General features: G+C 71.3%; 27 protein-coding genes. 1 reads left to right on the forward strand and 26 read right to left on the reverse strand.

Annotation, left to right across the window (positions count from 1 at the left end; translation table 11 throughout):
* Nucleotides 1-12: 12 nt before the first annotated feature.
* The 20 genes from ilvE to VKT83_09025 all read right to left on the reverse strand — a co-directional run bounded on the left by ilvE (nt 13) and on the right by VKT83_09025 (nt 18,332).
* Complete coding sequence (gene ilvE / locus VKT83_08930; protein ID HLY22577.1) at nt 13-912, reverse strand: branched-chain-amino-acid transaminase; 900 nt, start codon at nt 910-912, stop codon at nt 13-15.
* 75 nt (nt 913-987) lie between these two features.
* Entirely contained in the window at nt 988-2,706 is a 1,719-nt protein-coding gene (locus VKT83_08935) for a CTP synthase (protein HLY22578.1), read from the reverse strand.
* Between the two features lie 58 nt (nt 2,707-2,764).
* The gene (locus VKT83_08940; protein ID HLY22579.1) at nt 2,765-3,664 is read right to left on the reverse strand and encodes an NAD(+)/NADH kinase; all 900 of its coding nucleotides are present in this window, start codon (nt 3,662-3,664) and stop codon (nt 2,765-2,767) included.
* Nucleotides 3,661-4,518, reverse strand: a complete 858-nt coding sequence (locus VKT83_08945; GenBank protein HLY22580.1) for a TlyA family RNA methyltransferase — start codon at nt 4,516-4,518, stop codon at nt 3,661-3,663. Before VKT83_08945 ends, VKT83_08940 begins: the two co-directional genes overlap by 4 nt.
* Nucleotides 4,515-5,429, reverse strand: a complete 915-nt coding sequence (locus VKT83_08950; protein ID HLY22581.1) for a farnesyl diphosphate synthase — start codon at nt 5,427-5,429, stop codon at nt 4,515-4,517. Before VKT83_08950 ends, VKT83_08945 begins: the two co-directional genes overlap by 4 nt.
* 6 nt (nt 5,430-5,435) lie before the next feature.
* A complete protein-coding gene (locus VKT83_08955) occupies nt 5,436-5,702 on the reverse strand; it encodes an acylphosphatase (protein ID HLY22582.1) in 267 nt (88 codons plus the stop codon).
* A gap of 12 nt (nt 5,703-5,714) precedes the next feature.
* On the reverse strand, nt 5,715-6,137 hold the full coding sequence (nusB, locus tag VKT83_08960) for a transcription antitermination factor NusB (GenBank protein ID HLY22583.1): 423 nt from the start codon (nt 6,135-6,137) through the stop codon (nt 5,715-5,717).
* A gap of 127 nt (nt 6,138-6,264) precedes the next feature.
* On the reverse strand, nt 6,265-7,194 hold the full coding sequence (locus tag VKT83_08965) for a bifunctional riboflavin kinase/FAD synthetase (GenBank protein HLY22584.1): 930 nt from the start codon (nt 7,192-7,194) through the stop codon (nt 6,265-6,267).
* A complete protein-coding gene (locus VKT83_08970) occupies nt 7,169-8,212 on the reverse strand; it encodes a tRNA pseudouridine(55) synthase TruB (protein HLY22585.1) in 1,044 nt (347 codons plus the stop codon). Before VKT83_08970 ends, VKT83_08965 begins: the two co-directional genes overlap by 26 nt.
* An 8-nt stretch (nt 8,213-8,220) precedes the next feature.
* The gene (locus tag VKT83_08975) at nt 8,221-9,189 is read right to left on the reverse strand and encodes a DHHA1 domain-containing protein (protein ID HLY22586.1); all 969 of its coding nucleotides are present in this window, start codon (nt 9,187-9,189) and stop codon (nt 8,221-8,223) included.
* Nucleotides 9,186-9,551, reverse strand: a complete 366-nt coding sequence (gene rbfA, locus VKT83_08980) for a 30S ribosome-binding factor RbfA (GenBank protein HLY22587.1) — start codon at nt 9,549-9,551, stop codon at nt 9,186-9,188. Before rbfA ends, VKT83_08975 begins: the two co-directional genes overlap by 4 nt.
* A gap of 68 nt (nt 9,552-9,619) precedes the next feature.
* On the reverse strand, nt 9,620-9,901 hold the full coding sequence (locus tag VKT83_08985) for a DUF503 domain-containing protein (protein ID HLY22588.1): 282 nt from the start codon (nt 9,899-9,901) through the stop codon (nt 9,620-9,622).
* 12 nt (nt 9,902-9,913) lie between these two features.
* Nucleotides 9,914-12,430, reverse strand: coding sequence for a translation initiation factor IF-2 (gene infB, locus VKT83_08990; protein ID HLY22589.1), 2,517 nt, complete (start codon nt 12,428-12,430; stop codon nt 9,914-9,916).
* 58 nt (nt 12,431-12,488) lie between these two features.
* On the reverse strand, nt 12,489-12,812 hold the full coding sequence (locus VKT83_08995) for a YlxR family protein (protein ID HLY22590.1): 324 nt from the start codon (nt 12,810-12,812) through the stop codon (nt 12,489-12,491).
* A gap of 4 nt (nt 12,813-12,816) precedes the next feature.
* On the reverse strand, nt 12,817-14,046 hold the full coding sequence (gene nusA / locus VKT83_09000) for a transcription termination factor NusA (protein ID HLY22591.1): 1,230 nt from the start codon (nt 14,044-14,046) through the stop codon (nt 12,817-12,819).
* Between the two features lie 102 nt (nt 14,047-14,148).
* Nucleotides 14,149-14,649 carry a ribosome maturation factor RimP gene (gene rimP / locus VKT83_09005; protein HLY22592.1) on the reverse strand — a complete coding sequence of 167 codons (501 nt, stop codon included), beginning with the start codon at nt 14,647-14,649 and terminating at the stop codon, nt 14,149-14,151.
* 236 nt (nt 14,650-14,885) lie between these two features.
* A complete protein-coding gene (locus tag VKT83_09010) occupies nt 14,886-15,200 on the reverse strand; it encodes a putative quinol monooxygenase (protein ID HLY22593.1) in 315 nt (104 codons plus the stop codon).
* Nucleotides 15,172-16,473, reverse strand: coding sequence for an alpha/beta fold hydrolase (locus VKT83_09015; GenBank protein HLY22594.1), 1,302 nt, complete (start codon nt 16,471-16,473; stop codon nt 15,172-15,174). The genes VKT83_09010 and VKT83_09015 overlap by 29 nt, the downstream gene beginning before the upstream one ends.
* 12 nt (nt 16,474-16,485) lie before the next feature.
* Complete coding sequence (gene asnS / locus VKT83_09020; GenBank protein HLY22595.1) at nt 16,486-17,778, reverse strand: asparagine--tRNA ligase; 1,293 nt, start codon at nt 17,776-17,778, stop codon at nt 16,486-16,488.
* Between the two features lie 26 nt (nt 17,779-17,804).
* Nucleotides 17,805-18,332 (reverse strand): hypothetical protein, encoded by a 528-nt coding sequence (locus VKT83_09025; GenBank protein ID HLY22596.1) that lies wholly within the window; start codon nt 18,330-18,332, stop codon nt 17,805-17,807.
* An 88-nt stretch (nt 18,333-18,420) separates the two neighbouring features.
* Here VKT83_09025 and VKT83_09030 point away from each other — a divergent pair, with 88 nt between their 5' ends.
* Complete coding sequence (locus VKT83_09030) at nt 18,421-19,092, forward strand: HAD-IA family hydrolase (protein HLY22597.1); 672 nt, start codon at nt 18,421-18,423, stop codon at nt 19,090-19,092.
* A gap of 9 nt (nt 19,093-19,101) precedes the next feature.
* On the opposite strand, the gene VKT83_09035 is transcribed toward VKT83_09030, so the two are convergent.
* From VKT83_09035 to VKT83_09060, 6 genes are all read right to left on the reverse strand, one after another.
* Nucleotides 19,102-20,067 (reverse strand): TIGR03560 family F420-dependent LLM class oxidoreductase, encoded by a 966-nt coding sequence (locus tag VKT83_09035; GenBank protein HLY22598.1) that lies wholly within the window; start codon nt 20,065-20,067, stop codon nt 19,102-19,104.
* Nucleotides 20,068-20,101: 34 nt separating this feature from the next.
* Nucleotides 20,102-20,929 (reverse strand): hypothetical protein, encoded by an 828-nt coding sequence (locus VKT83_09040; protein ID HLY22599.1) that lies wholly within the window; start codon nt 20,927-20,929, stop codon nt 20,102-20,104.
* Nucleotides 20,892-21,764, reverse strand: a complete 873-nt coding sequence (locus tag VKT83_09045) for a ParA family protein (protein ID HLY22600.1) — start codon at nt 21,762-21,764, stop codon at nt 20,892-20,894. The genes VKT83_09040 and VKT83_09045 overlap by 38 nt, the downstream gene beginning before the upstream one ends.
* Before the next feature lie 16 nt (nt 21,765-21,780).
* Nucleotides 21,781-23,148, reverse strand: a complete 1,368-nt coding sequence (locus tag VKT83_09050; protein HLY22601.1) for a CCA tRNA nucleotidyltransferase — start codon at nt 23,146-23,148, stop codon at nt 21,781-21,783.
* A 64-nt stretch (nt 23,149-23,212) separates the two neighbouring features.
* Nucleotides 23,213-24,007: a SigB/SigF/SigG family RNA polymerase sigma factor gene (locus VKT83_09055; GenBank protein ID HLY22602.1), complete on the reverse strand. Its 795-nt coding sequence runs from the start codon at nt 24,005-24,007 to the stop codon at nt 23,213-23,215.
* A gap of 4 nt (nt 24,008-24,011) precedes the next feature.
* A complete protein-coding gene (locus tag VKT83_09060; GenBank protein ID HLY22603.1) occupies nt 24,012-24,458 on the reverse strand; it encodes an ATP-binding protein in 447 nt (148 codons plus the stop codon).
* Nucleotide 24,459: the final 1 nt, after the last annotated feature.

A 24,459-nucleotide genomic window follows, 5' to 3' on the forward strand; every position in this document is an offset into this window, starting at 1 on the left:
CGACCGCTTCGGTCAGTCGCCGCCTCGCGCTCCGGTGGTCTCGTAGACCGGGGTGCCTTCGCGGGTGGCGAGGTCCCGGAACGCGGCCAGCACCTTCATCGTGATCGGCCCCGGCTTGCCGGTGCCGACGGCCCGTCCGTCGACCTCGACGACCGGCCCGAGTTCCGCGCCGGTGCCGGTCAGGAAGCACTCGTCGGCGGTGTAGATGTCGTGCAGCGTCAGCACCTGTTCCGCCGCCGGCACGCCCATCGCAGCGCAGAGGTCCAGCACCGTCTGGCGTGTCACGCCCTGCAGAATGCCGAGGTACGCCGGCGGCGTCGCGACGCGCCCGTTGCGCACCATGAAGACGTTGTCGGCGGTGCACTCGGCGACGTAGCCTTCCGTCGTCAGCATCAGGCCCTCGTCGGCGCCGGTCAGGTTCACCTCGAGGCGCGCCATGATGTTGTTGAGGTAGTTGCAGGTCTTGACGCGCGGGTTGAGCACGTCGACCGGCCGCTGCCGGGTCGAGGTCGTCACGAGCCGAAGCCCCTTGCGGTACGCCTCTTCCGGATACAACTGGATCGTGTCGACGATGATCACGACGCTCGCCTTCGGGCATTTGCGGGGGTCGATGCCGAGATCACCGCGGCCGCGGGACACAACCGGGCGGATGTAGGCATCGCGCAGCCCGGTGCGCCGGACGGTCTCCACGATCGCGCCGCTGACCTCGTCGCGGCTCATCGGGATCTCGAGCTTCAGGGTACGGGCGGACTCGAACAAGCGGTCCACGTGCTCGGTCAGCTTGAAGATCCGGCCGTTGTAGCAGCGAATCCCTTCGAACACCCCGTCGCCGTACAGGAAGCCGTGGTCGTAGACCGAGACGCTGGCTTCCTCCTTGGAGACGAAGCGGCCGTTGACGAAGACCAGTCCCATACGGTGTCCCTCCACCCAGAGTGAAAACTAACCGCGCCGCCACGACCCCTTCGAGCGGCGCGGGTCTCGGTACGGTCAGCGGTTCGCCCTTGGCGCGGAGGCCTCCTTTGTATGCCCCGTCTGCCGGGGGACCTCCGGCCGGAGACCGTCCCCGGCGGCGTCCGCGCCCACGCTGTGCTGCCGCGCGAGCGCCGCCGCCACGAACGACCGGTACAGCGGATGCGGCCGCGTCGGCCGCGACCGATATTCCGCGTGGAACTGCGTTCCGAGAAACCACGGGTGTCCGGGCAGCTCGACGATCTCGACGAGATTGCGCTCCGGGTAGAGCCCGGTCACGCGCAGCCCGTGGCGCGTCAGAACCGGCAGGTATTCGTTGTTGACCTCGAACCGATGCCGGTGGCGCTCCTCGACGTCGTCCGTCCCGTACGCCGCGTGCGCGAGCGAACCCGGGGCAAGCCGGCAGGGATAGAGGCCCAACCGCATCGTGCCGCCCTTGTCCGTCACGGCCTTCTGCTCCGGCAGCAGATCGATCACCGGATGCGGCGTCGCCGGGTCCACTTCTGTCGTGTTGGCGCCCTCGAGTCCGCAGACGTGGCGCGCGAACTCGACCACGGCCCACTGCATGCCGTAGCAGACCCCGAAGAACGGCACGCCGTACGTCCGCGCAAACTGCGCGGCCTTCACCTTGCCCTCCACGCCGCGGGCGCCGAACCCCGGACATACGAGGATGCCGTGGAACCGCCCGAGCCGCGCCGCCACGCCGGCCTCGTCGAGCGCCTCGAGCTCCTCGGAGTCCTGCCTGACGATGCGCACACGGCAGCCGGTCGCGATCCCGCCGTGCCGCAGCGCCTCCTCGATGCTGATGTAGGAATCGTCGTTGCCCATGTACTTCCCGACAAGCGCGATCTCGACCACTTCGGGCGAGTTCAGCAGGCGGTCGACCATTACGCGCCAGTCCGTCAGGTCCGGCGCGCGGACCGGCAGGTCGAGGCGCTTTTCGGCGATGCGCGCGAGTCCCTCGTCCTCCAGGACCAGCGGGACTTCGTACACGCTCTGCGCGTCGATGGACTGGATCACGCCCTCGGGCGTCACGTCGCAGAACAACGCCAGCTTGTCGCGCAGGCTGCGCGACAGCGGACGCTCCGCCCGGCACACGATGACGTCCGGATGAATGCCGATGCTGCGCAGTTCCTTGACGCTGTGCTGCGTCGGCTTGGTTTTGAGCTCGCCGGCGCCGCGGAGGTACGGGACGAGCGAGACGTGCACGTACATCACGTTGGCCTCGCCGACAAAGCGCCGGAACTGCCGGATCGCTTCGAGGAACGGCAGGCTCTCGATGTCGCCGACCGTTCCGCCGACCTCGACGATCATCACATCCGCGCGCTGAAGGCGCGCGACGCGGCTGATCTCGTCGCGGATCTCGTTCGTGACGTGCGGAATGACCTGCACGGTCCCGCCGAGGTACTCCCCCCGGCGCTCGCGGGCGATCACGGCGCCGTAGATCTTGCCGGTCGTCGTGTTGTTGTCGCGCCCGAGGCTCTCGTCAATGAACCGCTCGTAGTGCCCGAGGTCCATGTCGGTCTCGGCGCCGTCGTCGGTGACGAAGACCTCCCCGTGCTGGAACGGGTTCATCGTCCCGGCGTCCACGTTGACGTACGGGTCGAACTTCAGCGCGCTGACCCGCCACCCGCGGCTCTTGAGCAGACGGCCGAGCGAGGCCGACGTGATGCCCTTCCCGAGCGCCGAGGCGACGCCCCCTGTGACGAAGATGTACTTGGTTTGCTGCTGCGTCATCGGCTGCGTCCCCCCGCAGAGTACCGCCTCGTCCGGCCGAGTCCTTCCGGTCCGCCCATCATCGTTCGCCGCCCCACGACAGCTTCGTGCGCAGCAGCCGATAGAAGCCCGTGCGCCCGAGGCGGACGAGGCGCGTCCGGCACGGCGCCCGCGCCACCCGCACGATATCTTCCGGCTCGAGCGGTTCGCCCTCCTGGCCGTCGACCGTCAGCACGGACGGCGCGCCGGTCGGCTCGACGCGGATCGTGATCGCCTCGTTGCCGGAAAGCACGACGGCGCGGGCGTTCAGCGTGTGCGCGCAGATCGGGGTGAGCACGATCGCGTCGAGATCGGGGTGCAGGATCGGGCCGCCTGCCGAGAGCGAGTACGCCGTCGAGCCGGTCGGGGTGGCGACGATGAGTCCATCCGCCAGGTGCGTGGCCAGGTGGTCGTCGTTGATGTCGGTGCGGATCCGTAGAATTCGGGCGTAGCCGCTCTTCGTGACGACGACGTCGTTGAGCGCCAGGAGCTCGCGGACGATCCGTTCCTCTCCGGCGCCGGCCGCCGTGGACTTGACGCGGCAGATCTGCGCCAGCAGCATCATCCGCTCGTCCACGCGGTAATCGCCGGCGAGGACGCGCAGCAGCGCGTCGTCGACGGCCCGGTCGTGCACCTCGGCCAGGAAGCCGAACCCGCCGAGGTTCACGCCGAGGATAGGAATCCCGTTGGGTGCGGCCTGCCGGGCCGAATTCAAGATCGTGCCGTCTCCGCCGAAAACGACCAGCATCTCCACGCGCCCGGCGAGCTCGGCGGCCGGCGCGCCGAGCTCGGAGAGGCCGAGGGTCTGCGCGCTCTCCTGGTTGACGATCACGTCGACCCCGCGCGAGGTCAGCAGCGTCACCGCGTGCCGCGCCAGGTGTCCGACCTCGGGGTCGCCCCGCAATTTCTCGATGTTGACGATCAGGCCGACGGCGTTCATGCGCCGCGCCTTCCGAGGCGTCGGTGCGCGTCCGCGACGGCGGCATCGATGTCGAGCGCCGGAGTCGGCCGCCAGGCGGCCGGCCGGGGGCGCGCCGGCACCGCCGCCGTCCCCTGCCTGATGAGATGCGCCAGGTACTCGATGTTCCCGGCCGGACCGGTGATTGGTGACGGCGTCACCGCCGCCGGCGTGAGCCCCGACCGCGCGGCGGCGGCGAGCGCGTCCTCGACGACCGCGGCGTGCACCGCGGGATCGCGGACGACCCCGCCGCGCCCCACCGCGGCCCGGCCCGCTTCGAATTGCGGTTTGACGAGCGCGACGACGCTTCCGCCCGGCCGGACGAGCCCGGCGATCACGTTCCACACGAGGCGCAGGCTGATGAACGACAGGTCCGCGGTGACGAGATCGGCGGCGGCGGCAAACCGGTCGGGTGTAAGCTGCCGTGCGTTCGTGCCTTCCATGACGATCACCCGCGGATCCCGCCGGAGACTCCAGGCGAGCTGCCCATGTCCGACGTCCACGGCGTAGACCCGGACGGCCCCCGCCTGCAGCAGACAGTCGGTGAAGCCGCCGGTGCTGGCGCCGAGATCGATCGCCACGGCGCCGCGCGCGTCGATCCCGAACGCCGCCAGCGCGTGCGCGAGCTTGACGCCGCCCCGGCCGACGTACGGGTGCGCCGGAGCGACCACGCCGACGCGCATCTCCGGCGTCACGCGGCGGCCCGGCTTATCCGCGACGGCGCCGTCGACGGTGACGCGTCCCGCGAGGACCGCGGCCTGCGCACGGGCCCGGGTGTCCGCGAGGCCCTCCAGCACCAGCCGTTCGTCCAGCCGCACGCCGGTCCCCCGCTTCACCGGTCCCGCTCCAGCAGATAGATCGCAAGATCTTCGAGCCGCGCGCTGCGCGCGCCGAGCGGTGCGAGGGCCAGCACCGCGTCGTCCGTCGCCTCCGCCGCGAGCCGCCGCGACCGCTCGAGGCCGAACACGGCCGGGAACGTCACCTTCGACTGGCTGGCGTCGGCCCCGGTTCCCTTGCCGAGCTTGCCGCTCTCGCCGACGACGTCGAGGATATCGTCGATGATCTGGAAGGCGAGGCCCATGTGCTCCCCGTAGCGGTCGAGCGCGCGGAGATCACCCTCCTCGGCTCCGGCAAGCACAGCGCCGATCTTCAGGCAGGCCCGGATGAGCGCGCCGGTCTTCAGACGGTGAATCTGACGGACCTCGGCCTCGGCCGGCACGGCGTGGACGGCGAGCAGGTCGAGCACCTGGCCGCCGACCATCCCTTCACTGCCGATGCCGAGCGTCAACTCGCGAATCGCCCGCACCACCCGGTCCGGCGGACATCCCGGCACGTCGGCGTTCCGCGCCAGCAGCTCGAACGCATGCGCGTGCAGGGCGTCGCCGGCCAGCACGGCCATCGCCTCGCCGAAGACCACGTGGCAGGTCGGCCGTCCCCGCCGGACCGCCGAGTCGTCCATGGACGGCAGGTCGTCGTGAATCAGCGAGTAGGTGTGGATCAGCTCGACCGCGCAGGCCGAGGGCAGCACGGCCTCGGGCGGGGCGCCCGCGACCTCGGCGCCGGCGATGACCAGCATCGGACGCAGCCGCTTGCCGCCGGCAAACACGCTGTACCGCATGGCGCGGTGGACGTCGGCCGGGGGGGCGCTTTCCGAGGGGAGATACCGGTCCAGGGCGCTCTCGACGAGCCGGCCGTGCTCGGCGAGAACGCTCTCGATGGCGACCGGTCGGCGGGACGTTTCCGGCATCCTGGCTTAGCGGATCTCGAACTCCTTTCCCTGGCCCGGGTCCGGCTGCCAATCCTGGTGGACGTCGCGTACGAAGGCCCCCGGCGGCCCGCTGCTCACGGCGTTCACCAGCGCATCGAGCGCGGGACGCTCGCCGTCCGCCACGACCTCGACGCGCCCGTCGGACAGATTGCGCACCCAGCCCCCCACGCCCAACCGGTGCGCCGTCCGGCGGGTGAACTCACGAAAGCCGACGCCTTGGACCCGGCCGGATACCAAAAGACGCACCCGCACTCCGAGGCGCCACTACGGAGCGGCCTGCCGAACCAGGCGCGGGTCGAGCCGGACGATTCGGCCGAGCATGCCGTTGACGAACCGCCCCGACTCTTCCGTGCTGTACTGCTTCGCCAGCTCGACCGCCTCGTTGATGATGACGCCGACTGGGGTGTCGGTGTGCTGCAGCTCGAAGATCGCCATGCGGAGCACGTTCCGGTCCACCGTCGCCATGCGCTCGAGGGTCCAGTGCTCCGCGACGCTGCGGATCAACGCGTCGATCTCCTCGACGTGCCGCCGCGTGCCGCGCACGAGCCCGTCGATGAGCGTCCAATCGTCCTGCGGCCAGCCCTCTGCGCGCAGGGGTTCGAGGGCGTCGTCGATGCGGCCTTTGCCCAGGTCGACCTGAAAGAGCACGCCGAGCGCGGCCTCACGGGCCTGGTGGCGCGTACTCATGCGGGCCCCGCCGAAAACAGACTGACCACCGAGACGGTGGTCAGAGACGGCTTTTTTCGGGGCGTGTCGCGCCCCACAGCGCGCAACATCGGTGTCACATGCTCCTGCACCACCGTATTATACCCGCTCACCCTTCGGCGAGCAACTGCCGGACGGCGTCGACGTCGACGGCGATCTGACGGGTGAGCGCGGCCGCGTCGGGAAACGCGCGCTCGTCGCGGACGCGCCGCGCGAACTCGAGCGTCATCGGTTCGCCGGCGCAGTCGCCGTCGAAATCGAGCAGGAAGGTCTCGACGCTGACCCCGCCCCCGCCGAAGGTCGGGCGGGTGCCGATGTTGGTCGCGCCGCCGTAGGGGCGGCCGCGCACGGTGGCGACGGTCGCGTACACGCCGTGCGCCGGGACGATCTTGCGCGGCTCGACCGCGAGATTGGCCGTCGGCACGCCGATCGTACGGCCGCGTCCTTCGCCGGGGACCACCCGTCCGGCCAGACGGTAGCGCCGGCCGAGCAGGCGCCCGGCGTCCTCGACGAGGCCTTCCCGCAGCGCGGCGCGTATGCGGCTGCTGCTGACCGGCTCACCGCCGATAAGCACGGCGGGGACGAGATGGACCGGGACGTCCGCCTCCCGGCCCCACGCCTCCAGCTGGCGCGCCGTCCCCTCGCGGCGGAACCCGAAGGTATACGACGACCCCGCGACGATCTCGCGGGCGTCGAGGCGCCCGCGCAGCACGTCGCCGAGCCACGCCGCGGCGGAAATCCGCGAGAACGCGTCGTCGAACGGCAGCACGAGGGCCGCGTCCAGGCCGAGCGTCTCGAACTGTTCGAGCCGTTCGTCGATTGTGCTGAGGAGGACCGGCTCGCGGCCCGGCCGCAGGACCTCGAGCGGATGCGGTTCGAACGTCAGCGCCGCGGCCGGCCCGCCGCGCGCCCGCGCGCGCTCGGCGGCGAGCCCGATGACGCGCCGGTGGCCGAGATGAACCCCGTCGAACGTGCCGAGCGCGAGGACCGGCGCCCGGACCTCGGCCGGCCAGTCAGCGAGGCCGAAGATGCGGCGCACGCGGCCTCCCGGGTCCCGCCGGGCGCGACTGCGGTGCCGGAGCGCCGCCCCCGCCGGCCAATACCTTGAACGGACGGAGCAATCCCTGCTCCACCCGCGCGAGGGCGACGAGCGTGCCGCGCCGGCTGCGGAGTCGCACCGGCAGCTCATCGGCGAGCGCGTGTCCCGCCTTCCAGGCCGGCACGGGATGCCCGTGCAGCACGTCGCTCACGCTCTGGTCGGAGAGATCGACGGCCGGAAGGTGCCCCACGGCGTCGTCCATCGAGATCAGGGCGCCCTCGAGCGCGCCCGCCGCGGCGAGCGCGCCCAACTCCTCGAGGGTGCGCGCGTGCTCGATCTCGAACGTGCCCGTGCGGGTGCGCACCATGAAGTGCGCGTAGCCGCCCACACCGAGCGCATCCCCGACGTCGGCGCACAACTTGCGGATGTACGCGCCCTTGCCGCACGTCACGTGCAGCAGGAGGCGCATCCAGTCGCGGTCGTGGCTTACGATCTCGATTTCGTGGACGACAATCGGCCGCGGCTGGACGTCCACCACCTCGCCGCGCCGCGCAAGCTCGTAGAGCCGGGCCCCTTCGTGGTGAATGGCCGACACCATCGGCGGCACCTGCAGGATCTCCCCGGTGAACCGGCGGAGGACGCCTTCCACGGCGGCCCGCCGCGCCCTGTCTGGCGCAGGACCTCCGGTCGCTCCGCGCCCTCCTGCCGGCGGCGCCCCGTCTCGCGCTGTAATCTCACGGTGGCCGGCCGCGGGCGGCGGCAGTATCTCGCCGTAGGCGTCGCCGGTGCTGGTGCGCACGCCGAGACGCAGCTCGACACGATACTCCTTATCGACGTCCATCAGGAACTCGCTGAGCCGGGTCGCCCGTCCCAGGCACAGCACGAGCACCCCGGCGGCGCCGGGGTCGAGCGTGCCGGTGTGGCCGACGCGCCGGAGCCCCGCAAGGCGTCGCACGGCATCGACGACGTCGTGCGACGTCATCCCCGGCGGCTTCAGGACGTTGAGAACGCCGTCCACGGCGCGCCTCAGGAGACCGCGCCGGCCGCGAGCTCGCGCTGCACCGCGTCCAGCGTGCGGCGCACCACCTCGGGCAGCGGCCCGGTCGCGGTGAACCCGGCCGCGGCTGCATGGCCCCCGCCGGCGAAGGCTTCGGCGACGACGTTCACCCGCACCCCGGGACGGCCGCGCATGCTGACCCGGATCCCGTCCGGCTCTTCCTTAAACAACAGTGCGACCTGGACGCCGCCGATGGCGCGCAGCATCCCGACGATCCCCTCCGACTCTTCCATCGACGTGCCGGACGTCCGCAGCATCTCCTGCGTCACCGACGTCCAGGCGATGCGGCCGTCGGGCGATACCTCGAGGCGGCTCAGCGCCATACCCAGCAGCCGCAGCGCGGCGGCGGGACGGTTCTCGTACACCTGCGTGTAGATGTCCACGGGACGTGCGCCGGCCTGGACCAGATCCGCGGCGATGCGCAGCGTGCGCGGGGTCACGCTCGCGTACCGGAAGCTGCCGGTGTCGGTGAGGAGGGCGGTGAGCAGGCACGTTGCGCCGTCGGCGTCGATCGGGCCGAGGGCCTGGACGATCGGCGTCACGAGTTCCCCGACCGCCGCGGCGGCCGGATCGTAGAGGATCAGATCGCCGTAGCCGCCGTTGCTCATGTGGTGATCGATGTTGATCCACAGCGGCACGCCGACCGCCCGCGCCGCCAGCGCCCCCGCCCGGTCCGGCGTGCTGCATTCCATGAACACCGCGGCCCCGAACGGCTCATCCGCGGCGAGCGCCGTCACGATCTGGTTCGCGCCGGGCAGAAACCGGTACATCTCCGGCACCCCGTCGCTGCTCGCGACCACCGCCTGCTGGCCGCGCGCCCGGAGCGCGCGCGCGAGCGCGAGCGTCGATCCGAGGCAGTCGCCGTCGGGCGAGACGTGGTTGAGGAGCAGCACCCGCCGGCCCAGAAGCGTTTCCGCGATCCGTTCGGCCGGCGTCATTCGGGGTCCCGGTCGTCGCGCTCCTTGGTAACCTGCCGCAGCAGGCGGTTGACGCGGTCGCCCTGCTCGATCGATTCGTCGATCCGGAAGGTCACCTCGGGCGTGTAGCGCAGCCGGATCCGGTGCGCCAGTTCGGTGCGCACGAACCCCTCCGCGCTCCGCAGGCCCTCCATCGTGCGCGCCTTCGCCTCGGCGTCCCCGTACACGCTCACGAAGATCCGGGCGTGGCGGAGGTCGGGACTGAGCTCGACGTCGGTGACGGAGACGAACCCGATGCGCGGGTCCCGCATGTTGCGCTGCAGAATCGCGCTGGTTTCCTCTTTGAAGAGCTCGCGGAGACGGGCGATGCGCGGACTCGTCATGACCGGCCCCTCCCTTACCGCTCCCGTCTGCGCAGGACCTCCGGCCGCCTTCGCAGCCTCCTGCCGGCTCATCGCATCTCGGTGCTGTAGTCGAGCAGCACCAGCTCGCCGTGATGCTCGATCTCGCGCGCCACGCGGGCCAGCACCGAGTCGGCGTGGCGGGTGTCGGTGCTGACGCAGGCGACCGCCAGCCCGGCGCGCCGCCAGGAGTCCTGATACGTCACTTCGGCCGCCGCGACGTTGAAGCGGTGATGGAGCCGGTCGAGGATCGACTTGACGATCCGGCGCTTGTCCTTGATGCTCTGCGTGCCCGGCAGGCCGCACTCGACGTGCAGCACCCCCACCACCATGGCCCGCCGCGCTTAGGCCGGCGCCGCCTCCACGGCGAACACCTCGAAGACGTCGCCTTCCTTCACGTCGTTGAACCGCTCGATCTGGATGCCGCACTCGAAGCCTTCGAGCACTTCCCGCACGTCTTCCTTGAACCGCCGCAGCGAGCCGACGACGCCCTCGTGCACGACGATGCCGTCCCGGATCACGCGCACCTTCGCGCCGCGGGTGATGCGGCCCGAGGTCACGTAGCTGCCGGCGATCGTGCCCACGCGGCTGATCGAGTAGACGCGCCGGACCTCCACGCGGCCCAGCACCACCTCGACCATCTTGGGCGCCAGCATGCCGGTCGTCACCTTCTTGATGTCGTCCAACACCTCGTAGATCACGCGGTAGAGGCGGATGTCGACATGCTCCTGCTCGGCGAGTTTCCGCGTCTGGGGCTCCGGCCGGACGTTGAAGCCGACGATCACGGCCTGGCTGGCCGCGGCGAGCATCACGTCCGATTCGCTGATGTTGCCGACCGCGGCGTGCAGAATCGTGATCAGCACCTCGGGGGTGGTGACCCGCTCGATCGCCGGGACGAGCGCCTCGACGGAGCCCTGCACGTCGCCCTTCACGATCACGCGCAGCTCGCGGCGCTCGGTGATGGTGCCGGTCTCGCGCGAGATCTCCTCGACGCTGAGCTGGCGCGACCGGGCCTGCTCCGCGGCGCGGCGGCGCTCCCGCCGCTCTTCCGCCACAGCCTTGGCGATGCGCTCGTTGGAGACGGACTCGAGCAGGTCGCCGGCCTGCGGCACGTCGCTCAGGCCGATGATCTCAACCGGGGTGCTCGGGCCGGCCGTTTCGGTGCGCACCCCGGCCTCGCTCTGCATCGCGCGGATGCGCCCGTAGGTCTCGCCCACCACGACCGCGTCGCCCACGCGCAGCGTCCCGTCCTGGACCAAGATGGTCGCCACCGGGCCGCGCCCCTTGTCGAGGCGCGCCTCCACGACCGTGGCACGCGCCGGCTTTTCGGGCGTGGCGCGCAGATCGCGCAGCTCCGCGACCAGCAGAATCATCTCGAGCAGCGTGTCGATCCCCGTGCCCTGCCGCGCCGAGACGGGCACCATGATCGTGTCGCCGCCCCAGTCCTCCGGCACCAGCCCGAGATCCGAGAGCTGCTGCTTCACGCGGTCCGGATTGGCCTGCGGGATGTCGATCTTGTTGATCGCCACCACGATCGGCACGCGCGCCGCCTTGGCGTGGTTGATGGCCTCGATCGTCTGCGGCATCACACCGTCGTCGGCCGCGACCACCAGCACGGCGATGTCGGTCACCTGGGCGCCGCGGGCGCGCAGCGCGGTAAACGCCTCGTGGCCCGGGGTGTCGATGAACGCGATCTTCTTCCCGTTCACCTCGGCCGTGTACGCGCCGATGTGCTGCGTGATCCCGCCGAACTCGCGCGCGGCGACGGACGTCTTGCGGATCGCGTCGAGCAGGCTCGTCTTGCCGTGATCGACGTGCCCCATCACCGTGACGATCGGCGGCCGAGGCGTCGTGCCCTTCTCTTGCGGCGTCGTCTCGGACACCTCGAGGGTCGGCGCCACTTCCTGGACCTGCTCGACGACTCTGGCCTTCGGCGCGTAGTTGAACGCCGCCATGACCTTCGCCGCCACTTCGAGCGGGATCATGTGGTTGACGCCGGCCAGCACGCCGTTCTCGACGAGCTTCTTCACCACTTCGCCCGCGCCGACGCCCATCCGGGACGCCAGGTCGCCAACCTGGATCGGGCCGCCGAGCTCGAGATAGCGGACCGGCTGCGGAGCCGCCGGTTCGGCGGGCGCCTGCGGCGGAGGCGGCGGCGCTTCGACGGGCCTCGCCCGCTCGACCGGACGCGCGGGTTCAGGGGCCGCCGGCAGCGGTTCGAGCGCCGGCCTCGGCGGCGCGGCCGTCGTGCCGGGCTCGTATCGCGGCGTCTTGCGCACGTCGCCGAACCGGATCGTCTTTTCCTTGGCCGGGGCCGCGGGCGCGGCACCCGCGGGTGCGTGGGCGGCCGGCCGTTCCCGTGCCGGCGTCGCGGGCCGCTTCGCGTCGGTCTTGCCCTCCGCGGGACGCTTCACCGCCGTGCCGCCGGCGGACGCCGCGGCAGGACGCGCCGCCGGGCTTCGCCCGGCGGTCTCCGCCGGCTTGCCGGCCGCGGGCCGTGCGGCGGTGCCGGCCGCCGCCGGCTGCGCCGGTTCCGGGGCGGGAGGCGCCGCCGGCTCAGGCCGGGGCGCGCGGAACACCCGGACGCCCTTTACGTCGGCTCCGTACTTCTCGCGGAGAAAGTCGCTCTGCCGCACCTTATCGTCGGCCACGACGCGGGCGGGCCCACGCGCGGGTTCAGGCGAGGAGGATGGTGTACCGGCCGCGGCCGACCCCGACACGACGGCGCGGCGGACCCGCGCCACGGTGTCGTCGTCGAGAACGGACATGTGGTTGCGAACCGAGACCTTGAGGGTCTCCAGCCGGTCGATAAGTTCCTTGCTGGTCAGGCCGAGTTCCCTGGCCAGCTCGTGTACCTTCACCAGAACCCCTCCCCTGTCGGGCGCAGGACCTCCGGCCTCGCGGCCTCCTGCGCTTCACTCATTGCTGCTGCTCCTTGAGCGAGACGCGGCGAACGACGGGCATGCGAGGCGCCGCGGGCCGCACGATCGCTTCTCGCAGCCGCTGCGCGATGTCCTCCGCCAGGGGCTGCGCGAGCGCGCCGGCGAGGCGTCCGCCCCGCAGGGCGCGATCGATGCACGCGCCGTCCGGACAAACGTAGGCGCCGCGTCCCGAGACCTTCCCCGTGGCGTCGACGCGAACATCGCCCCCGGGCGTCCGGACCACCCGCACAAGATCGCGCTTCGCCCGGACCCGGCCGCAGGCGACGCACTGCCGCTGCGGGATCTTGCGGACCTTCGGCACCCGGCTAGTCTCCGCCGGCCCGCTCGCCGACGTGTTGGACCGGCTTGTCGGCGGGCACGGGGTCGGCCGCCGGACCGTCCTCGGCCTGGGCTCCGGGCTGCGGCGCGGACTCGAGATGTCCGGACGCGGCCGCCGCCGGCTGCGGGGCGGGCTCCTCCGCCGGCAGATCGGCGAAGATCTTGCGCGCTTCGAGCTCCTTGATCTGCGACTCGCTCTTGATGTCGATGCGCCAGCCGGTCAGCTTCGCGGCGAGGCGGGCGTTCTGGCCCTCCTTGCCGATCGCCAGCGACAGCTGGTTGTCCGGCACGATCACCAGCGCCGTCTTCGTCTCCTCGTTGATCTCGACGCGGATGACCTTCGCGGGGCTCAGCGCGCTCGCGACAAACGTCGCCTGATCGGGCGACCACGGAACGATGTCGATCTTCTCGCCGCGCAGCTCGTCGACGATCGACTGGACGCGCGTCCCCTTCGGGCCCACGCAGGCGCCGACCGCGTCGACATTGCGGTCGCGCGAGACGACCCCGACCTTGCTGCGGGCGCCGGCCTCGCGCGCGATCGCCTTGATCTCGACGATGCCCTCGTAGATCTCCGGCACTTCCAGCTCGAACAACCGCTTGAGCAGACCCGGGTGCGTCCGGCTGACGACGATCTGCGGGCCCCGGTTGCCCTGCTTGACCTCGACCACGTAGGCCTTCACCCGGTCGTTCTGCCGGTAGCCCTCGCGCGGCACCTGTTCCGTCGGCGGCAGCACGGCCTCGATGCGGCCGAGATCCATGTACACGTTCCGCCGCTCCACGCGCTGGACCGTCCCGGTGACGATGTCGCCCTCGCGGTCGCGGAACTCGCGGTAGACCATGTCGCGCTCCGCTTCCCGGATGCGCTGCACGATCACCTGTTTCGCGGTCTGCGCGGCGATGCGGCCGAAGTCCTTGGGCGTCACCTCGACCTCGACGATGTCGCCGATCTGGCTGTCGGGGTCCCACTGACGCGCCTCGGCGATCGGGACCTCGGTGTTGGGATCGGTCACCTCGCCGACGATCGTCCGCACGCTGTACACGTGCTGCTCGCCCGTCTCACGGTCCAGCTCGACGCGGATGTTCTGCGCCGCCTGCCCGAAGTTTTTCTTATATGCCGAGAGCAGCGCGGCCTCGATGGCCTCCACCAGCACGTCCGTGCTGAGGCCCTTTTCCTCCTCGAGTTGCCGAACCGCCCGAATCAGCTCCTGATTGTTCACCAGGCACCTCCACCGCCGGCGCACCGCCTGACGGCGAACTCGCCGGCCGCCATGAACCTCATCGCCCGCCCGCGCCTGCCACCCGGCCGGCGTTCCCCGGACTTATGAGCGCCGCAGATCTTGCCGCAGCACCTCTTCATCGACCACCAGGCGCGCCTGCGCGATCTCGTCCATGCCGAAACGCACCTCACGCCCGTCTTCCAACTGCACCGAAACCCGCCCGTCCACCAGGCCCAGCAGCCGGCCCCGGAACCGCCGCTGCCCATCGAGGGGCGCATGCGCCGTCACCGCGACGGTTCGTCCGGCAAACCGGACGAACTCCGCCGGCTTCCGCAGCGCCCGATCGAGCCCCGGGCTCGCCACTTCCAGCGTGTAACGCCCGATCGGCAGATCGTACAAGTCGAGCTCACGGCTGAGCGCCTCGCTGAGCCGGGCGCAGTCTTCGATCCCCGCCCCGCCGCTGTCTCGCTCGACCAGGACGCGCAGCACCGGACGCCGAGCGTCGCCGGCCAACTCGACGTCGACGATCTCGAGCCCCATGTGGGCTCCGATCGGCGCCGCCAGCGCCTCGACCTGGCCTGCAATTTCCTGCCGCCTGCTCACCTTCAGCCCCTTCGACGCCCCGAAGAAACGAAAGAGTGGGTGTCCTACCCACTCCTCGCAGACGCGCCGACTTGATGCCGTTACTACCGCACGCCCGTTCGCCGAGGCCTACGCCCGGTCGTGCAGCGTACGCCGGCGCTACCCCCCGGGCTCTGCGTTCTGCTCGAACTGCCGAAAAAAAGTATACCACATGCGGCCCGGGCCAACAACCGGCCGGATCACGCGGCGCTCCGCCGTCACGGCGCGGCGGGGTCGAGTTCTCCGCCGAGCGGCCGCGCCCGCAGCCCCTGGACGGGGCGGCCGAGCAGCCGCTCCGCCGCGGCGACGAAGCGCACGGTGTGCGGCAGCCGGCTGTGCGCCTCGAACGCGGCCTCGTCCACCCACTCGGAGTGCACGGCGAAGGCGGCCGGTTCCCGCACGGATTCAAACGCCTGGTACCGGAGGCATCCCGCCTCGGCCCGCGTCGGTCCGGCGACACGCCGCAGTTCGGTGCGAAACTCCGCCGCCGCTTTCGGCGGCGGGTCAAAGTGAGTCAAGAAGTGGAAGGACACGCGGCGCCTCCTGGACCCGGGACCGGCATGCGCACGGGACGGGGCCGAATCGATATGTCGTCGTTCGATCGATCAGCATGTCGGCGATCTTGGGAGCGGCGACGACGAGCAGTTGGAGGTGTCTCTGCGGCCCCAGGTCGATGGCGGCGACAAACCGATCCGTAAGTCCCGGCACCCCGCCGCCGCCGTTTACAGGCAACCCCAGCGCGCTTGCGGTCAGCACGACGCCGTCGCCCGGCCCGAACGAGAACCCGATGTTCGGGAATCGGCCGGTGACCCCGGACATCGTGCCGCCCTCTCGGCGGCCGTACAGCGCGTACGCGCGGACAGATTCGGGCAACGGATGCGCGTTGAGTTCCGCGAGCGTCGGGTTCCGGCCGTCGGGCGGGATCGTCCACGATGACTGGGGATCCGGACGCCAGAACGGGAACGTCGGCAGCAATTCCCGCGCCGCGCGTGTCCGCGCGAGAATCCCCGCGGGGTACCAGGCGTACACGTAGGAGGCGACCGATCCTTCGTTGGGCGTGGCCACCAGAATCAATCGGTCCACCAGACGGCTCCAGCCCGGTTCGAAGGCGATGTTCCATCGGGCGATCAGCCCGCCGAGGCTGTACCCGACGACGTTGATCCGCGCCGCGTATGCGGCGCGAAGCACGACGTTCCGCACGTACGCCGCCAGCGCCGCGGCCGCGTCGCGCAGCGAGAGCGCTCGGGATCGATACGTGAACCAAAACAGGTCCGGAGAAGGACCGGCCGCGGAGAACCCTCGCCGCTCGAACCCCGACATCACCTCGGGATCGGCGGCCTCGGCGATGTCATTCAAGTATCCGGGAACGATCACGGTAGGCAAGCGCATCACGACCGTCTGCCGGGCGACGGCCGTCGTGTCTCCCTGGCGCACGACGATCTCGACGCTGATCGGGAGATTCTCTTCGAGCGGCGGCACGGGCGTGAACTCCGCGACGGACACATCGCCGCCGACGCGAATCCGGCCCGCCGGCAGATCAATCGAGGCGGGAACTCGCGGCGCGATCAAGGGATGCGTCGGCCGGCGGACCACCTGCCCGCCGACGGCAACCGTCCATTCGATGGTCGGTTGAGGCTCAGGTCGAAGGCCTTCCACGATCACGTCGGCCCCCAGCCGGCCCGGGCTGAGCATGTGGGGCGCCGAGATGCGGACGACGAACTGCGCCTCCTCGTGCCCTTCGGCGCCGGCCAGCACGGCCGCGAGAACGGCGCCGACGAGGAAGAGCGCCGTTCTTCGCATCGCCATCAGCCGATTCGGCTACGGATAGAGCCGATTCAGGAGGCGCGGGAACGGTATCGTCTCGCGCACGTGCTCGAGCCCGCAGATCCACGCCACGGTGCGTTCGACGCCGATGCCGAAGCCGCTGTGCGGGACCGATCCATACCGCCGCAGGTCCAGATACCACGCATACTGATCTTTCGGCAGCCGGTGCTCCTCGAGCCGGCGCTCGAGCAGCGCGAGATCGTGGATCCGCTGCCCGCCGCCGACGATCTCGCCGTACCCCTCCGGCGCCAGAAGGTCCACGCCGAGCACGACCTCCGGCCGCCCAGGATCCGGCTGCATGTAGAACGCCTTGCACTGCGCCGGGTAGTGCGTGACGAACACCGGCCTGTCGAAGGCGTTCGCGAGCACGGTCTCTTCGTCGCCGCCGAAATCGTCGCCCCACGCGATGGGGTGTCCGGCGGCGCGGAGGCGCTCGACCGCGTCGTCGTAGGTGATGCGCGGGAACGGCGGACGCACGCGTTCGAGCGGTACCCGGTCGCGCTCCAGCGCGCGGAGTTCGGGCTCCCGGCGCTCGAGGACGCGGGCGACAACCGAGGCCACGAGGCCTTCCGCGAGGGCGATGCAGCCGTCGAGATCGAGATAGGCGGCCTCCGGCTCGATCATCCAGAATTCGGTCAGATGCCGCCGCGTCTTCGACTTTTCCGCGCGGAAGGCGGGGCTGAAGCAGTACACGCGGCCGAAGGCGGCCGCGCTCGCCTCGCTGTACAACTGCCCGCTCTGCGTAAGGTACGCGTGGGTCTCGAAGTAGGGCGTCTCGAACAGCGTCGAGGTCCCTTCGCACGCGGCGGGCGTGAGAATCGGCGTGTCCACCCGCAGATAGCCCTGCTCGTCGAGGTAGTCGCACATCGCCCGCTCGACCTCCGCGCGTACGCGGAGGATCGCCCACTGCCGGCTGCTGCGCAGCCAGAGGTGCCGGTGGTCCATCAGAAAGTCGACGCCGTGCTCTTTCGGCGTGATCGGGTACGGCGCCGCCAGCTGGACGACGCGCAGGTCGCGCAGCGACAGCTCGTAGCCCCCCGGCGCCCGGCGGTCCTCGCGGACGGCGCCCTGTGCGACGATCGAAGACTCCTGGGTGAGCGTCCCGATCGTCGCAAACACGTCCGGCGGGACGTCGGCGCGCGCCGCGACGGCCTGGACGAGCCCGGTCCCGTCCCGTACGAGCAGGAAATGGATCGCGCCGCTGCTGCGGCGGTTGTAGAGCCAACCGTGGATCTCCACCGTCTCGCCGGCGTGCGCGGCGAGACGTTCGATCGGTACCGCGGACATGCGCCCGAACTCCTCTCCCGTTGCGCTCATCGCGGCCCGACGGCCCTCCGCACGGCGTTGTCGAGGGCGGCCACCGCCGTGCTGTCGATCAGCCGCGGTGAGGCGACCACGCGCCCCATCTGCACGATGAGCACGCGATGCCGCCAGGTGCCGGTGACCGGGAAGACGATGGCCGAGACGTTCGGAAGACGGCGGGCGGCCACGACGAGCGTCTGCGCCTTCCAGATCGTGACGCCGAGAACCTGCTCGCTGAGGCGAAGCGCGGCGAGCAGGCGCGGCCCGCCGGCGACGGGCGCAACGGTCGCGACGTCCCCGAGGACCTGCCAGACCGCGTCGAGCGCCTCGCGGGCCCGCCGCGCGTCGAGCCGCACCGTGCGTCCGTGACCGTCGACGGTGACGAACGCGGTCGCCGGACTCAGGCCCGCCGGCGGCGGCGGCGAGGCTTCGGCGGGCAGGAGGCCGCGCATGCGGCCGGAGGTCCCGCGCAAACGGGGCAGGACGACCGCGCCCGCCGCGGCGGCCAGGAGCTGCAGCGCCGTCCTCCGTCGCATCACGCCCCTGCCTACGGCGCATCGCCGCGCGAGTCCTCCGCCGGCCGGCCCGCGGTTGCGGCGCACCGGTGTCCCGTCCTACAATGCGGCTGTGATTCCGCCGCGCGAGATCGCGCTCGTCTTCGATATGGACAACACCGTGCTGGGGTCGCACATCGACTTCGCCGCGATCCGCCGCACCCTCGGCGCGATGCTGCGCGAGACCGGCGCGACCGACGAGTCCGACGAGGCGCTGCGGCGTCTTGCGATCGGGGAGCTGGTGGCCCACGCCGCCGCGCACGACGCCGCGCGCGGCACCGCGATGGCGCCCCGGATGTGGGAGATCATCACCGCGCACGAGACGCAAGGCCTGCGGGACGCCGCGGCCCTCGACGGCGCGGCCGGCGTGCTCGGAACGCTGCGGTCGCGCGGCTATCGCGTGGCGATCCTTACCAACAACAGCCGCGCCGGCGCGTCCGTCGCGCTCGAAGCCGCCGGGCTGGCGCACGCCGCGGAGACCGTCATCACGCGCGACGACGTCCGGTCGATGAAGCCGGCCCCCGACGGCGTCGTGGAGGCCCTCCGCCGCCTCGGCGCCGCGGGCGGCGCCTACGTGATCGGCGATTCATGGATCGACGGCGCCGCAGCCGGCGGCGCGGGCGCGCGCTTCGTCGCCTACCGCCGCACGGCCGACGACCTCCAGTCGCACGGCGTCCGCCCGTGGCGCGTGATCAACCACCTCGTGGAGCTGCTCGCGATCGACTTCGGCGCGGTCGAGCCGTAGACGCCGGTCCTAGAGCGAAGCGACGGCGGGGATCAACCGCTCGCCGATCAGGTGGACCGCGTCGAGATCGTCCAGCGTGAAGAACTGCAGGTTGAACCGGCTGATGCCCTCCGCGGTCAGGCCGCGCATCTGCTCCGCGATCTCCTCCGGCGCGCCGACCAGCCACCCGGCGTTTCGCAGCTCCCGCGGCAGCTCCGCCGGCGGGGTCGCGGCCCGGGTGATAGCGTACTCTTGAACGCTCCGCGCCCGCCGCTCGAGCGCGGCGCCGGTTTCACCGATCAGGATTCCGCCCATCCAGGACCGCCGGATCGTCTTCGGGTCGCGCCCCACCTTCCGGCAGGCGGCTTCCAGCGTCGCGGTACGCTCGCGCACCCCGGCCGGCTTCTGCGCGCCGCCGCAGTTCCACTCGTCCGCGTAGCGCGCGGCCACCTCGAGGACTTTTGGCCCTTTGCCGCCGATGACGAGCGGAATCCGCCGCTGCGCCGGCTTCGGCCACGCGGTCCCGCCGTCGAGCTGATAGTACCTGCCTTCGAAGCGCGCCGGCCCGCCGGCCCACAACGCGCGAATCACCTGAACGGCTTCGTCGAGCCGGCGGATCCGTTCGCCGACGCGCGGATACGGGATGCCGAACGCCTTGTGCTCGCCGTCGTGCCACCCGGCCCCGAGACCGAGCTCGAGGCGTCCGCCGGACAGCGCGTCCACGGCCGCGGCCTCGCGGGCCGTCATGGCGGGGTGCCGAAACGTGATCGGACAAACGAGCGGTCCGAAGCGAATCCGCCGCGTCGCGCTCGCGAGGTAGGTCAGCGAGGGCCAGCAGTCGAGCCCCGGGCGGTCGGCGACGCCGAAGAGTGAAAAGAGGTGATCGGACCGCCAGAGCGACTCGAAGCCCGATTGGTCGGCCGCCTCGGCCAGCCGGCGCCAGCGATCCCACGTGAGACCCTCCTGCCCTTCGATCATGAGCCCGACGTGTGCCACGGGGGTCCTCCTTATAACGGATCGCGGGGCGGGCCTACCAGAGGTGCTTGAACTTCTTCGCGAAGCGGCGCTCGAGGGCGTCCTTGTGCAGGTGGTAGACGGGGCAGTTCCTGATGACGCAGACCTGCAAGGCGGTGTTGCAGTAGGCGTTCGGCACGCGCCAGCAGTCGTGGTTGACGAAATAGGATCGGCAGACGCCGGTGCGCGGTTCGGCGGTCGCGGGACCCGGATCGTCCGCCTCGAGATCGTCCGCGGCCGGTGCGGCCGCGTCTCGCGCGTGACCTCCGGCGGCCCGGCCGCCGGGGCGCTGTGCGGGCTTGGCCTTTTTCGCCGTCTGAGCATCTTTGGCCCTCGCCGCGGGGCCGGGGACCTCAGGCCGCTTCGCCGCCTCTCGCGGCGGCGCCGGGCGTGACGCGGGCCGTCCCGTGCCCGACGCGTCCCTCGCCCTGTCGGCCGGCCGGAGAAACGCCGTCCCCGAGGTCAGTTCAAACGGCGCCGGTGCGTCTGCGGGCGCGGCCTCGCGCGGCAAGGCGGTGCCCGGTGCGCCGGCCTGCACGGGCGGTGATGAGTCTTCGCCTGGATCATGCGCGGCCGGCTTTGATGTCGTGGCGGCCGGCGACGGGCGGTCGCCGGCGACCTCGACCGGTCCACCGTTCAACGCCGGCGTGCCGGCGGGCGTGATGGCCGGGTCGGCGGCTTCGCGGATCTCCGCGTCGACGGCCTCGGGCTTGGTCGTCCCGGCGCCGGCGGGCGCCGCACCGCGCGGCGCCGGCTCGCGGCCCTCGAAGGCCACGAGATCGCGCGACGTGTCCTCGATGAGGTCTCTAATTCCGCGCCGGAGCGCGTCCCGCTTTTTGTTCAAGGGCCATCACTTCCTTCGCGAGGCTCATGTACTCGGCCGCCCCGCGCGAGGAGGGCAGATGGACGAAGACCGGCACGCCGATCATGCTCGACTCGACCAGTTTGATGTTGAAATGGATCGCGCTCGCGAACACCTTCTCGCCGAAATAGTCGCGGATGCCGTTTAAGATTTCCTTGCCGATGCTGGTGCGGGCATCGTACATCGTCGGCACCACACCGGCGATCTCCACCTCGTGGCCCGCCTCTTCCCGGACCGCCTTGAGCGTCCGCAGCAACTGCCGCATCCCGAGCAGCGCGTAGTAGTGGGTCTGAATCGGGATGATCACCTCGTTGCAGGCGACGAGCGCGTTGAGCGTGAGCAGGCCGAGGGACGGCGGCGTGTCGATGATGATGTAATCGTACCGCTCCCGCAGCGGCGCCACTTTCTTGCGCAGCGTGTTCTCCCGGCCGATCCGCGAGGACAGCTCCAGTTCCGCGGCGGCGAGGTCGATCGAGGACGGCGCGAGGTCCAGGTTCGGGACGTTCGACGGCGCGATGATGCTCGCGAGGTCCGCGGACTGGCCGTTCGCGGGCGCGTCCTCGACCAGGATGTTGTACATCGTGCGCGTGAGCGCCGCGGGATCGGTGCCGAGGCTGACGGTGGCGTTGGCCTGCGGATCGAGATCGATCAGCAGGACCCGGCGTTTACTGACGGCAAGGCACGCCGCGAGGTTTACCGCGGTGGTCGTCTTGCCGCATCCGCCCTTTTGATTGACGAGGGCGATGACGCGGGCCGTGGTCGTGCCGTCTGCGCCCAGGTCCCCGTCCTCCGTGCCGTTGCTCCCTGCCGGTCGCACGCATGTTCGCCGCGGCTCAGCGTTCTCCTCCGCCGGAACCCGGGCCGGCGTTCCCGGCGGTCTCGGCGCCCCCGCTTCCCCGCGCCAGCAGGCCGTCGATGAAGGCCAGCGCCTCGTCCCGGGTGCGGAGCCGTCCCTCGAGCCGCGCGTCTTCGACGGCCTCGAGGATCGCCGCGACCCGGGGCCCGGCCGGGACCCCGCGGGCCAGCACGTCGTGGCCAGAGACCAGGCGGGCCGGCGGCGGCGGGGCCGCGGCGGCCCGCTCCGCCTCGGCGCGCGCCCACTCGTAGAGCGTGAAGTCTTCGTGGCTCGCCGCGCAGTCGGCGCGGTGCAGCTCGAGGAGCTCCGGAAAGATCTCATCGGCGAACAGCCGGCGCCGCTTCGCCTCGCGCATCTGCGGAAGATCCTTGAAGATCATGTGGCGCCCGACGAGCGCCGTCACGCGGTCGGTGTCGCGCCGCGGGAACCGGAGGCGCTCCATCACGCTCTCCGCGATCGCGGCGCCCCGCTCGTCGTGGCGGCTGAAGCGGATCCGGTCCGGGGCGTACTCGAGTGTCTCCGGCTTGCCGACGTCGTGCAGGAGCGCCGCCATCGCGAGCGCCGGCGATGGATGGCGCAGCGCCGCGACCGCCTGCCGCGTGTGCTCGAACACGTCGCCTTCCGGATGAAAGTTCGGCGGCTGCGGCACGCCGATCTCGGCCGCGACCTCCGGCAGCACGACGGCGAGCAGTCTCGCGTCCCGCAGCAGCGCGAGCGCCCGCCCGGGGTCGGGTCCGGTCAGCATGCGGACGAGCTCGTCGCGGATGCGCTCCGGGCTCACGGTACGCACGTCCGCGGCGTGGCCGCGAATCGCCTCGACGGTGTCGGGGTCGATCGTGAAGTCGAGCTCGGCGGCCAGGCGCACCGCGCGCAGCATGCGCAGCCGGTCGTCCGCGAAGCGCGCCGCGGCGTCGCCGATCGCACGCACGAGGCGTGAGGCGAGATCGGCGCGGCCGCCCACGAAGTCGAGCACCGCGCCGGCCGCCGGGTCGTAGAACAGGCCGTTGATCGTGAAGTCGCGGCGCAGCGCGTCCTCGCGCGGGCCCGCGTACCGCACCGACGACGGATGCCGGCCGTCGAGGTACGGACCTTCCGTCCGAAACGTCGCGACCTCGTAGTCCCCGTCGTCCGCGACCACGCGGATCACGCCGAACGCCGCGCCGACGTCGACCGTGCGCGGGAACAGCGCAACGACCTGCTCGGGGCGGGCCGCGGTGGCGATGTCGTAGTCCGCGGCGGGCCGCCCCCGCAGCCGGTCGCGGACGCATCCGCCGGCAAGGTAGGTCTCGAACCCGGCGTCCCGAAGCCGCGCCACGATCGCCGCCGCCGACGCGAACGTGGGCACCGCGGCTACCCTCTCCGGCGGAGGACCTCCGGCCGTCCTCCGGCGGCCTCCTGCGCGGTCGCGATCACGGTTCTTCGGGAGCGGAGCGGCGGTCGCTGACGAGGGCACGCAGGCGCGCGAGGGCTTCGCGGAGGATGCGTGAGACGTGCATCTGGGAGATGCCGAGCCGCCGCGCGATCTCGGCCTGTGACAGATCGTCGAAGAACCGCATGCGGATGATCTGCTGCGCGCGCTCGGGCAGCCGGGCGAGCGCCCAGTCGAGCGTGGCGCGGTCTTCGAGCCGCTCGAGCGCCACGTCCTCGTCCCCCACGGACTCGAGGAGCGAGACGCTGTGTTCCTCGTCGCCGTCGCTGGTTTCCGCGTCGAGCGAGACGAGGCTGTAGGCGCGCCCGACCTCCAGCGCCGAGATCACGTCTTCGAAGTCAACTCCGGTGAACTGCGCGATCTCGGGGATCGTCGGCGACCGGCCGAGGCGTTGAGACAGCTCTTCGATCGCCCGCATCAGCGTGTAGTTGAGTTCGCGCAGCCGGCGGGGGACGCGGATCGCCCACAGCTTGTCCCGGAAGTGCCGCTTGATTTCGCCGACGATCGTCGGCGTGGCGTATGTGGTGAACTCGATGCCGCGGGTGGGATCGTACCGGTCGATCGCCTTCAGCAGGCCGATCTGCGCGACCTGAATGATGTCCTCGAGCGGCTCGCCGCGGTCCGCGAACTTGCGGGCGAGATAGATGGCGAGACTCTCGTGGGCGAGGGTCAGCTCCTCCCGGACGTCGGGACTGCGGTCCTCTTGAAACTTTTGGAAGAGGGCCCGGACTTGGTCCTTGTCCAGGAGCCGACGGCCCCGCCGCCGCGTCGCCATCCGGCTAAGCCTGGCGGCGTTTGAGGAGCCGAAGCTCGGTTACGCCCGACGCCGCGTCGTGATGCGCGTCGACCTCGTCGACGAGGCACTGCATGAGGAACAGCCCGAGCCGGCTCTCATCGATCGGCGTGTCACCGCCGTGGGCCGCGCCCGCTCCGTCTCTCGCCCAAGCCGGCGCCGGCACCCTCGCCGAGACGAGCACCTCGATAGCGCCCGGCGCCAGGACGAAGGCCGTCGTGAGCGGCTGCGTCCCGTCGGGCCCCGCGACGATCAACGCGGTGCAGGCCTCGCCCACGGCGATCTTGAGATCCTCGATCTCGTCGTAGGTGAACCCCTGCCGCGCCGCCACGGTCGCGGCGGTCAGCCGCGCCACGCTGACGAACTCCGGGCGGACGGGAATCGAGATCTCGACGCGTTCGTGCCCCTCGCGCGTCTGCCCTTTGGGCGCCACG

Source organism: bacterium (genome assembly GCA_035308905.1).
In the GTDB taxonomy this organism is placed as follows: domain Bacteria; phylum Sysuimicrobiota; class Sysuimicrobiia; order Sysuimicrobiales; family Segetimicrobiaceae; genus DASSJF01.

Excerpts from the sequence above, each read along its gene's own strand:
- nusB (HLY22583.1), bottom strand. The coding sequence starts at position 6,137 with ATGAGTACGCGCCACCAGGCCCGTGAGGCCGCGCTCGGCGTGCTCTTT.
- VKT83_08975 (HLY22586.1), bottom strand. The coding sequence starts at position 9,189 with ATGACGCCGGCCGAACGGATCGCGGAAACGCTTCTGGGCCGGCGGGTG.
- VKT83_08985 (HLY22588.1), bottom strand. The coding sequence starts at position 9,901 with ATGGTGGTGGGGGTGCTGCACGTCGAGTGCGGCCTGCCGGGCACGCAG.
- VKT83_08940 (HLY22579.1), bottom strand. The coding sequence starts at position 3,664 with ATGAACGCCGTCGGCCTGATCGTCAACATCGAGAAATTGCGGGGCGAC.
- VKT83_09055 (HLY22602.1), bottom strand. The coding sequence starts at position 24,007 with ATGGCGACGCGGCGGCGGGGCCGTCGGCTCCTGGACAAGGACCAAGTC.
- asnS (HLY22595.1), bottom strand. The coding sequence starts at position 17,778 with ATGTCCGCGGTACCGATCGAACGTCTCGCCGCGCACGCCGGCGAGACG.
- VKT83_09015 (HLY22594.1), bottom strand. The coding sequence starts at position 16,473 with ATGGCGATGCGAAGAACGGCGCTCTTCCTCGTCGGCGCCGTTCTCGCG.
- VKT83_08935 (HLY22578.1), bottom strand. The coding sequence starts at position 2,706 with ATGACGCAGCAGCAAACCAAGTACATCTTCGTCACAGGGGGCGTCGCC.
- ilvE (HLY22577.1), bottom strand. The coding sequence starts at position 912 with ATGGGACTGGTCTTCGTCAACGGCCGCTTCGTCTCCAAGGAGGAAGCC.
- rbfA (HLY22587.1), bottom strand. The coding sequence starts at position 9,551 with ATGACGAGTCCGCGCATCGCCCGTCTCCGCGAGCTCTTCAAAGAGGAA.
- VKT83_08950 (HLY22581.1), bottom strand. The coding sequence starts at position 5,429 with ATGCCGGAAACGTCCCGCCGACCGGTCGCCATCGAGAGCGTTCTCGCC.